The organism is Paracoccus sp. 228 (genome assembly GCF_000967825.1).
In the GTDB taxonomy this organism is placed as follows: domain Bacteria; phylum Pseudomonadota; class Alphaproteobacteria; order Rhodobacterales; family Rhodobacteraceae; genus Paracoccus; species Paracoccus marcusii.
In genome coordinates, this window is sequence record NZ_JYGY01000006.1 from 242,843 (window position 1) to 252,377 (window position 9,535).

Consider the following 9,535-nt stretch of genomic DNA (forward strand, 5'->3'; position numbering starts at 1 on the left):
GAAAGCCCGCGCGCCATTCCTATCGGCGCGCCGACAACGTCAGCAGACCCTTCTGCAGCAGGATGAAGACCAGCAGCAGCAGGCCGATCACGATCTTGGTCCACCAGCTGGACAGGGTGCCGTCGAAGACGATGTAGGTCTGGATCAGCCCCATCGTCAGCACGCCGACCAGCGTGCCGAACATGTATCCCGACCCGCCCGACAGCAGCGTGCCGCCGATCACCACCGCGGCGATGGCCGTCAGTTCGGTCCCCACCGTGGCCAGCGAATAGCCCGACCCGGTATAGACCGCGAAGACGATCCCCGAGAGCCCCGCCATCAGCCCCGAGAACCCATAGACCAGCACCGTCGTGCGCCCCTGCGGGACGCCCATCAGGCGGGCGGTCTGCGCGCCGCCGCCCAGGGCATAGACGCTTGTGCCGAACCGCGTGCGGTGGGCGATGACCATGCCGACGGCAAAGACCGCCAGCATCAGCACCCCGATCAGCGTCAGCCGCCCCTTGCCCGGCATCAGCACATAGGCGCCCTGCAGTTGGCCAAAGAACGGGTGCGTGATGGGCACGGATTGCACCGACAGCAGATAGGCCGCACCCCGCGCCAGAAACATCCCGGCCAGCGTGACGATGAAGGCGGGCATGGCCAGCCGGTCGATCAGGAACCCCATCGCCGCCCCGAAGGCGGTCGTCAGCGCCAGCAGGATCGCAAAGACCGCCAGCGGATGCAGCCCCGTGTCGCGCAGCATCACGGCAATGAACACGCCCGAAAACGCGATCACCGCGCCGACCGACAGGTCGATCCCGCCGGACAGGATGACCAGCGTCATCCCCACCGCGACGATGCCCAGATAGGCGTTGTCGGTCAGCAGGTTGCCGATCACCCGGGTGGACAGGATGTTCGGGAACTGGCTGTAGGCCAGCGCATAGGCCACGACGAAAATCAGGATCGTCGCATAGAGCGGCAGGGCACGGGCGTTCATGCGCGGTCCCCCTGGGCGCGGTGGCTGTCGCGCCACAGTCGCCATTCCGAGGCGATGCGCGGCGATTGCAGGATCAGGATCACCAGCACCAGCCCGGCCTTGATGATCAGGTTGTATTCGGACGCGAACCCTGCCAGCAGGATACCCGCGCTGATGGTCTGGATGATCAGCGCCCCCAGCACGGAAGCCGCGATGGAGAACCGACCCCCCAGCAGGGAGTTGCCGCCGATCACCACCGCAAGGATGGCGTCCAGCTCCAGCCACAGGCCGGCGTTGTTGGCGTCGGCGCCGCGGATGTCGGCGGTCACGATGATCCCCGCCAGCGCCGCGCAGAACCCGCTGGCGACATAGACGGCGATCAGCAGGACCGTGGCGTTCACCCCTGCCAGCAGGGCCGCGCGGCGGTTGATGCCCACCGCCTCGACCAGCAGGCCAAGCGCGCTGCGCCGCATCAGCAGGGCCGTGGCCGCGGCGGTGGCCAGCCAGATCCAGACCGGCACCGGCAGACCCAGGGCCGTCCCCGAGCCCAGCCATGAAAAGCCCGGATCGGTGAAGGTCAGGATGCGGCCTTCGGTAATCAGCTGGGCCACGCCGCGGCCCATCGTCATCAGGATCAGCGTCGCGACGAAGGGCTGGATGCCCACGACCGCGACCAGGACGCCGTTCCACAGCCCCGCCACCAGCCCCGCGCCAAGCGCCAGGGCCAGCGCCGCCCCCGCGCCAAGCCCCGCGGTCAGCGCCCAGGCCGCCGCGGCGCCGCAGATCGCCATGATCGTGCCCACGGACAGGTCGATCCCCCGCGTGGCGATGACCAGCGTCATGCCGACCGCCAGCAAGGCGACCGGTGCGCTGCGCTTCAGGATGTCGATGACCGGGCCGACCAGGCGGTCGTTCTGCACGTCGACGGACAGGAAGCCGGGATAGAAGACCGACACCATCGCCACCAGGGCCGCCAGGGCGATCAGCTGGGGGGCGATGCGCGACATCAGGGTCATGCCGCCTCTCCGGTCCCGGCGATGGCGCGCATGATCGCATCCGCGCCGACCGCACCTCCGGTCAGCTGAGCCACATGGGCGCGGTCGCGCAGCACGATCACGCGATCGGCCACCGCGACCAGTTCGTCCAGCTCGCTGCTGATGATCAGCAGGGACAGGCCTCCGCGGGTCAGGTCGCGGATCAGGCGCAGGATCTGGGCATGCGCGCCCACGTCGATGCCGCGCGTGGGTTCGTCCAGGATCAGGAAGCGCGGGTTCATCGCCAGCCAGCGGGCCAGCACGGCCTTTTGCTGATTGCCGCCCGACAGCTCTCCGATGGGTTTCTCGCGGCCGGATGTGCGGATGTCCAGCTGACGGATGTAATCGTCGGCCAGCCGGTTCTGCTCCGCGCGCGGGATGGGACGCGCCCAGCCACGCCGCGCCTGCAGGCCCAGGATGATGTTCTCACGGATCGACAGGTCGGCCACGATGCCATCTGTCTTGCGATCCTCGGGCGCAAAGCCGAAGCCCGCCGCGATTGCCGCGCGTGGGGTGCGCAGGTCGATGGGGCCCGCGTCGTCGCGGGCGGTGCCGGTCTGGGCGGGGCGGATGCCGAACAGCAATTCGGCCGTCTCGGTCCGGCCCGACCCCAGCAGACCGGCCAGGCCGACGACCTCTCCGGCACCCATGTCAAGGTCGAAAGGCTGGATGGTGCCGGCCCGGCCCATCCCCTGGAACCGCAGGATCGGGGCCGCGCGCGCGGCATCCGCGGCGGGGCCGGCCACCACATCCTCCAACGCGCGGCCCAGCATCTGTTCGACCAGGGTCATGCGGTCCAGCCCGGCGATGGGCTGGCTGGCGACGCGGCGTCCGTTGCGCAGGATCGTCACCTGGTCGGCCAGGTCGAACACCTGGTCCAGGAAATGCGACACGAAGACGATCGCCATCCCCTGGTCGCGCAGGGACCGCAGCACGTCGAACACCATCCGCACCTCGGCCGCGTCCAGGCTGGCGGTGGGTTCGTCCAGGATCAGCACCTTGCCGGAAATACGCACCGCGCGCGCGATGGCCACGATCTGCTGGATGGCCACGGAATAGCGGCCCAGGTCGCGGTCCACATCGATGTCCAGGCCATAGCGGGCCAGCGTCTGGCGCGCTTGGCCGCGCATGGCACGGGTGTCGGTCAGCCCGAACCGGCGCGGTTCATGGCCGAACATCAGGTTCTGCGCGACCGTCAGGTTGGGCAGCAGGTTCACCTCCTGATAGACGGTGCCGATGCCCAGCTCCTGCGCCTGCAGGGTGGAACGGGGGTCGATCGGGGCGCCGTCCAGCATGACCGTGCCTCCGTCGCGGCGATAGGCGCCGGTCAGGCACTTGATCAGCGTGGACTTGCCCGCACCGTTCTCGCCCAGCAGCGCGTGGACCTGGCCCGCCGCGATGTCCAGATCGACATCGTCCAGCGCGCGCGTGCCGGGAAACAGCTTGGTCAGCGACCGCATCGACAGCAGCATCGGCATTCCTTTCAGGGATCGGGCGGGCCTGTCGCGGCCCGCCCGCGCGATATCAGTAACCCAGGTCCTTGCGGCGGTCGTATTCGCCCTGCGGATCGTCGGCCGCCGTGTACAGCTTGGATTCGGTCTGGATGAACTTTTCGGGCATGGTTCCGTCGGCCCAATACGCCTCCAGCGCGTCGAAGGCGGGGCCGGCCATGTTGGGCGTCAGCTCGACCGTCGCATTGGCCTCGCCCGCGGCGATGGCCTGGAAGATGTCGGGCACCGCATCGATGGACACGACCAGGATGTCGGTGCCCGGCGCCAGACCCGCCTCCTTGATGGCCTGGATCGCGCCCACCGCCATGTCGTCGTTATGGGCATAGAGCGCGCAGATGTCCGCGCCGCCACCCTCGGCCTGCAGGAAGCTCTCCATGACCTCCTTGCCGCGGGCGCGGGTGAAATCGGCGGTCTGGCTGCGCACGATCTCCAGGTTGTCATGGCCCGCGATGGCGTTCTCGAAGCCGGTCTTGCGGTCGATGGCGGGGCTGGAGCCCGTGGTGCCCTGCAGTTCCACGATGCGGCAGGGTTCGCCCGCGACCTCGTCGACCAGCCACTGGCCCGCGACCTCGCCCTCGTGGACCAGGTCCGATCCCACGGCGGTCAGATACAGATCGTCGGCGCTGTCGACCTGGCGGTCCAGCAGGACGACAGGGATCTCCGCCTCGGCGGCCTCCTGCAGGACGCTGTCCCAGCCCGTGGCCACGACCGGAGCCAGCAGGATCGCATCGACCCCCTGAGCCACGAAGGACCGGATCGCGGCGATCTGGTTCTCCTGCCGCTGCTGGGCGTCGGAAAACTGCAGCTGATAGCCGCGCTCTTCGGCCTGGCTGCGGGTCAGCGTGGTCTCGGCCGCGCGCCAGCCCGATTCCGAACCGATCTGCGAAAAGCCGATCGTCTCTCCCTCGGCAAGGGCCGCCCCGGCCGACAGGGCCAGCGCGGCGACGGTCGTCAGCATGGTTGCATGGGTCATGTGAACATCCTCCCTGGATATGTTTAGACGTTTGTCCGCGCGGCTGTCTTCCCTCAGTCGCGAAGGTCGTGCGGCAGCAGGGCGTCGGGCAGGTTCTGGAAGCAGACCGGGCGCAGCCAGCGCCGGATCGCCAGAGTGCCGACGCTGGTCGCGCCGAAATTCGTTGAGGCCGGATAGGGGCCGCCATGGACCATGGCATCGGACACCTCGACCCCGGTGGGCCAGCCGTTGGCCAGGATGCGCCCGGCCTTGCGTTCCAGGACCGGCATCAGCCGCGCCGCCAGGTCCGTGTCACCTTCATCCATCTGCAGCGTCACCGTCAGCTGGCCGTCCAGCGCGCGGGCCACGTCCAGCATCTGCGCATCACCGTCGGCGGCCACGATCAGGCCAAGCGGGCCGAACACCTCATGTGCCAGGTCGGGGTTGTTCAGGAACGCGGATGCGGTCGCGCGAAAGACGGCGGGCCGCGCGTTCCGGCCCGACGCCTCGGCCACGGTCACGGGCGTCGCCGCCCCCGCGACCGCCGCCACGCCGTCGCGGAACGACTGCGCGATGCCGTCGGTCAGCATCCCCTGGGCCGGTGCATCGGCCAGCGCGGCGGCGGCGGCACCGGCGAACGCGTCGGCCTTGTCCGCCGGAACGATCACCACGCCCGGATTGGTGCAGAACTGGCCCGCGCCCATTGTCAGGCTGGCCGCCCAGCCCTGGGCGATCTGATCGCCGCGCGCGGCCATGGCGGCGGGCAGCAGGAAGCAGGGGTTGATGCTGCCCAGTTCGCCATAGAAGGGGATCGGTTCGGGCCGCGCGGCGCACAGGTCGAACAGCGCGCGCCCGCCGCCCAGGCTGCCGGTAAAGCCCACCGCTCGGATCAGCGGATGACGCACCAGCGCCTGGCCGGTCTGGTGCCCCGCCCCGTCCAGATAGGCAAAGACCCCGGCCGGCATGCCGGTCCGCCCGACAGCCTCCAGGATCGCCTCGGCCACGATGCGGCCGGTTTCGGGATGGGCGGGGTGGCCCTTGACCACGACCGGGCAGCCCGCCGCCAGCGCCGAGGCCGTGTCGCCCCCCGCGGTCGAGAAGGCCAACGGAAAGTTCGACGCGCCGAACACCGCGACCGGCCCCACCGGCCGCTGGATCATCCGCAGATCGGGGCGCGGCAGCGGCTGGCGGTCAGGCAGCGCCACGTCGTGGCGGCGGTCCAGGTAATCGCCCCTGCGGATGTGGTCCGCGAACAGGCGCAGCTGCCCGGTGGTGCGCCCGCGTTCGCCCTGCAGGCGCGCGGTGGGCAGGCCGGTCTCGGCCACGCCGGTTTCGGTGATCGCGTCGGCGCGCGTCTCGATCGCGTCGGCGATGGCCTCCAGGAACCCGGCGCGGGCGTCGCGGGACAGGGCGGCGAATTCCGGGAACGCCGCCTCGGCCGCGCGGGCGGCGGCGTCGACGGCGTCCTGGCCGTCAGCGTCCTGCCAGCGGCCAAGGATCAGGTGCCGTCCATCGCGGGGGTGGGTCATCAAGGTCTCCTTCAGAATTCGAACGGATCGACGGCATGCCGCCGGCCCGAGGTAAAGGCGTCGGCGACCAGCGTCATCGGCGCCAGGTCCACGTCAGACGCCCCCTGGCGCACCAGCCGCGCCATGCGGTCATACAGGGCGGGGTATTCCTGCATGATGCCGTCGCCGCCCGTCACGGGGCGGTCGTCGATCTGCAGGATGTTGCCGCCGTTCCTCAGCACCAGCGTGCCATCGTCGGTGACGATGCGGATGTCCCAGGTCTGCGGCCCCTGCTGGCGGAAATCCAGATCGGCGGTGATGCCCTGCGACAGCTGCAGCCGCGCCGCGATGGGGGCCTGGCGGTTGGCGGGCACGTCCAGGTCGGCGCCCTGCAGATGCACCGGTTCGGGCAGGATCGCGGTCAGGATCGACAGGGCGTTGATGCCGGGATCGAACACGCCCATGCCCCCCGCGTCCAGGATCCAGTCCTGGCCGGGATGCCATTTGCGGATATCCTCGCGCCAGGTGATCCGGCCTTCGCGGATGGCGCGACCCGCCAGCCAGTCGCGGGCCGCGGCGACGCCCTGGGCCATGCGCGAATGCCAGGTGGCAAAGATCGTCAGCCCCTGCGCCGCGGCCATGTCGCGCAGGACGTGAACCTCGGACAGGGTGGCGCCGGGGGGCTTTTCCAGCATCAGGTGCCGCCCCGCGCGCAGCACCGCCACCGCCGCGGCAAAGCGTGGCACGGGCGGCAGGCACAGGCTGATCGCGCAGATCTCGGGGTGGGCCGCCAGCATCGTGTCGATGTCGTGAAAGGCCAGGACGCCCGGAACCTGACCGCTGCGCGACACGGTCGCCGTCAGGTCCCAGTCCGGGCTGGCGGCCAGCGCGGGGACGTGCTGATCCAGGGCGATCTTGCCGATACCGACCAGGGCGATCTTCATCAGTGGCTGTCCTTTCCGACCGCGTTGCCCCGGCACCCGCGCAGAAAGTCCATGTCCGCCCCGGTATCGGCCCCCATCACGTGGGCCTGGTGCAGGAAGGCGTAACCGCTGGTCGGCTGATCGGGCAGCGGACGCCACGCGGCCAGCCGCGCGGCCAGTTCCGCGTCGGGGATATCCAGGTGCAGGCGGCGGTTCGGCACGTCCAGTTCGATCATGTCGCCGTCGCGGACCACGGCCAGCGGCCCGCCTGCCGCCGCCTCGGGGGCGGTGTGCAGGACCACGGTCCCATAGGCCGTGCCCGACATGCGCGCATCCGAGATGCGGATCATGTCCGTGATGCCCCGGCGCAGGACCTTGGGCGGCAGGCCCATGTTGCCCACCTCGGCCATGCCGGGATAGCCCTTGGGCCCGCAATTCTTCAGGACCATCACGCAGGTCTCGTCGATGTCCAGCGCCTCGTCCGTGATACGCGCCTTGTAGTGGTCGATGTCCTCGAACACGACCGCACGGCCCCGGTGCACCAGCAGATGCGGGCTGGCGGCGGACGGTTTCAGCACCGCGCCGTGGGGGGCCAGGTTGCCCCTCAGCACCGCGATGCCGCCCTGGGGCGTCAGCGGGTTCGATGCGGGGCGGATCACGTCGGGATTGTGGTTCATCACCCCCTTGACCTCGTCCCAGATGGATTGGCCGCTGACGGTCAGCGCGCCCTTGTGCAGCTGCCCCGCCTCGGCCAGGTGCTTGATGACCACCGGCAGCCCGCCGGCATAGAAGAACTCCTCCATCAGGTACTGGCCCGACGGCATCAGGTTCACGATGGTCGCCACGTCCCGCCCGCAGCGGTCCCAATCGTCCAGCGTCAGGTCCACCCCCACGCGGCCCGCCATGGCCAGCATGTGCACGACCGCGTTGGTCGACCCGCCGATGGCGCCGTTGACGCGGATGGCATTCTCGAACGCCTGCTTGGTCATGATGTCGGACGGTTTCAGATCGTCCTTGACCATCTGCACGATGCGCCGCCCCGACATCTGCGCCATGACGCGGCGACGAGAGTCCACGGCCGGGATCGCGGCATTGCCGGACAGCGCCATGCCCAAGGCCTCGGCCATCGAGGCCATCGTGCTGGCGGTGCCCATCGTGTTGCAGGTCCCCGAGGAACGCGACATCGATGCCTCGGCCTCCAGGAAATCGTCCTGGCTCATCTCTCCGGCCTTCACCGCCTCCGAGAACTTCCACAGATGCGTGCCCGACCCCACGCGCTCTCCGCGGAAATAGCCGTTCAGCATCGGCCCCCCGGTCACCACGATCGAGGGGATGTCGCAGGATGCCGCCGCCATGATCAGGCTGGGCGTGGTCTTGTCGCAGCCGACCAGCAGCACCGCGCCGTCCATCGGCTGGCCGCGGATCGTCTCCTCGATCGCCAGGGCGGCCAGGTTGCGGAACATCATCGCGCTTGGGCGGAACGTGTTTTCCGAGGCCGAGAAGACCGGCACCTCGACCGGAAAGCCACCCGCCTCCCACACGCCGGCCTTCACCTTCTCCGCCAGTTCGCGCAGGTGGCCGTTGCAGGGCGTCAGGTCGGACCAGGTGTTCAGGATGCCGATGATCGGGCGCCCGTCGAACAGGTCGTGCGGATAGCCCTGATTCTTCATCCAGCCGCGGTGATAGATCGTGTCGCGTGACGTGCCGCCATACCATTCCTGCGAACGCAGACGGCGGGGCCAGGGGGCGGGGGTGAATGTCATGGGCCGGACCTCTACAGGGCCGCGACCGCGACGGGCGTCGCGTCGGCGGGGCGTTGCGTCAGCGGATTGACCAGCGGCAGGCCGAAATCCGGGCATTCGATCTGGAAGCTGTCGCCGTCGCGCGTGGTGATGCCGTCGGCAAAGGACAGGGTCGCGGTGCCGAAGAAATGCACGTGCACGTCGCCGGGTCGGCGGAACAGGTCGTACTTGAAATGGTGGTGTTCCAGGTTGGCCAGGCTGTGGGACATGTTCGCCTCTCCGGACAGGAACGGCTTTTCCCAGACCACCGCGCCGCCGCGGACCAGGCGGCTGGTCCCGCGCAGATCGGCAGGCAGGTCGCCCACCCGCAATTCGGGGCCAAAGCTGGCCACCCGCAGCTTGGAATGCGCCAGCCACAAATAGTTGCCGCGTTCGGTCACGTGGTCGGAAAATTCGTTGGCCAAGGCAAAGCCCAAGCGGAACGGGCGGCCATCGGGGGCGATGATGTAAAGGCCCGCGATCTCTGGCTCCTCTCCGGCGTCCAGGGCGAAGCCGGGCGAGGTCAGAGGCGCGCCGGGGGCCACCGCCGCATGGCCGTTGCCCTTGTAGAACCATTCGGGCTGGGCGCCGATGCGGCCCTGGTCGGGCTTGCCGCCCTCCAGCCCCATGCGGAACATCTTCATGCTGTCGGTCAGCGTCTCGACCGCGCTCTGGTGCATGGCGTCGCGGGTGGATGCCGATCCCAGATGGGTCAGCCCGGTGCCGGTCAAGTGCAGATGCGCGGGGTCGTCATGGTCCAGCGGCACCAGCAGGCGGCCTTGGTCCAGCGCCTCGGCCAGATCGACCGCGTCCCCCCGCCCGCGGGCCGCGACCTCGGCCGCCAGGCCCCGGCCCGCGGCGATCGCCGCCA

The 9,535-nt window shown here is 69.6% G+C and carries 8 protein-coding genes; all 8 read right to left on the minus strand.

Annotated elements, in window-relative coordinates:
* Positions 1-19 precede the first annotated feature (19 nt).
* Positions 20-976, minus strand: a complete 957-nt coding sequence (yjfF, locus tag SY26_RS17855; protein WP_046001631.1) for a galactofuranose ABC transporter, permease protein YjfF — start codon at positions 974-976, stop codon at positions 20-22.
* Positions 973-1,971: an ABC transporter permease gene (locus tag SY26_RS17860; RefSeq protein ID WP_046001632.1), complete on the minus strand. Its 999-nt coding sequence runs from the start codon at positions 1,969-1,971 to the stop codon at positions 973-975. The genes yjfF and SY26_RS17860 overlap by 4 nt, the downstream gene beginning before the upstream one ends.
* A complete protein-coding gene (locus SY26_RS17865; RefSeq protein WP_046001633.1) occupies positions 1,968-3,461 on the minus strand; it encodes a sugar ABC transporter ATP-binding protein in 1,494 nt (497 codons plus the stop codon). Before SY26_RS17865 ends, SY26_RS17860 begins: the two co-directional genes overlap by 4 nt.
* A gap of 52 nt (positions 3,462-3,513) precedes the next feature.
* The gene (ytfQ, locus tag SY26_RS17870; RefSeq protein WP_084693910.1) at positions 3,514-4,473 is read right to left on the minus strand and encodes a galactofuranose ABC transporter, galactofuranose-binding protein YtfQ; all 960 of its coding nucleotides are present in this window, start codon (positions 4,471-4,473) and stop codon (positions 3,514-3,516) included.
* Positions 4,474-4,526: 53 nt separating this feature from the next.
* Entirely contained in the window at positions 4,527-5,981 is a 1,455-nt protein-coding gene (locus SY26_RS17875) for an aldehyde dehydrogenase (NADP(+)) (RefSeq protein WP_046001634.1), read from the minus strand.
* 11 nt (positions 5,982-5,992) lie between these two features.
* Positions 5,993-6,904 carry a Gfo/Idh/MocA family protein gene (locus SY26_RS17880; protein ID WP_046001635.1) on the minus strand — a complete coding sequence of 304 codons (912 nt, stop codon included), beginning with the start codon at positions 6,902-6,904 and terminating at the stop codon, positions 5,993-5,995.
* Positions 6,904-8,646, minus strand: a complete 1,743-nt coding sequence (araD, locus tag SY26_RS17885) for an L-arabinonate dehydratase (protein ID WP_046001636.1) — start codon at positions 8,644-8,646, stop codon at positions 6,904-6,906. Before araD ends, SY26_RS17880 begins: the two co-directional genes overlap by 1 nt.
* A gap of 11 nt (positions 8,647-8,657) precedes the next feature.
* Positions 8,658-9,535, minus strand: an 878-nt coding sequence (araD1, locus tag SY26_RS21680; protein WP_046001637.1) for an AraD1 family protein, incomplete at its 5' end; no start/stop codon positions are given.

Bases quoted from the DNA above. Each gene is read 5' to 3' on its own strand.
- yjfF (WP_046001631.1), bottom strand. From the start codon at position 976: ATGAACGCCCGTGCCCTGCCGCTCTATGCGACGATCCTGATTTTCGTC.
- SY26_RS17860 (WP_046001632.1), bottom strand. From the start codon at position 1,971: ATGACCCTGATGTCGCGCATCGCCCCCCAGCTGATCGCCCTGGCGGCC.
- SY26_RS17865 (WP_046001633.1), bottom strand. From the start codon at position 3,461: ATGCTGCTGTCGATGCGGTCGCTGACCAAGCTGTTTCCCGGCACGCGC.
- ytfQ (WP_084693910.1), bottom strand. From the start codon at position 4,473: ATGACCCATGCAACCATGCTGACGACCGTCGCCGCGCTGGCCCTGTCG.
- SY26_RS17875 (WP_046001634.1), bottom strand. From the start codon at position 5,981: ATGACCCACCCCCGCGATGGACGGCACCTGATCCTTGGCCGCTGGCAG.
- SY26_RS17880 (WP_046001635.1), bottom strand. From the start codon at position 6,904: ATGAAGATCGCCCTGGTCGGTATCGGCAAGATCGCCCTGGATCAGCAC.
- araD (WP_046001636.1), bottom strand. From the start codon at position 8,646: ATGACATTCACCCCCGCCCCCTGGCCCCGCCGTCTGCGTTCGCAGGAA.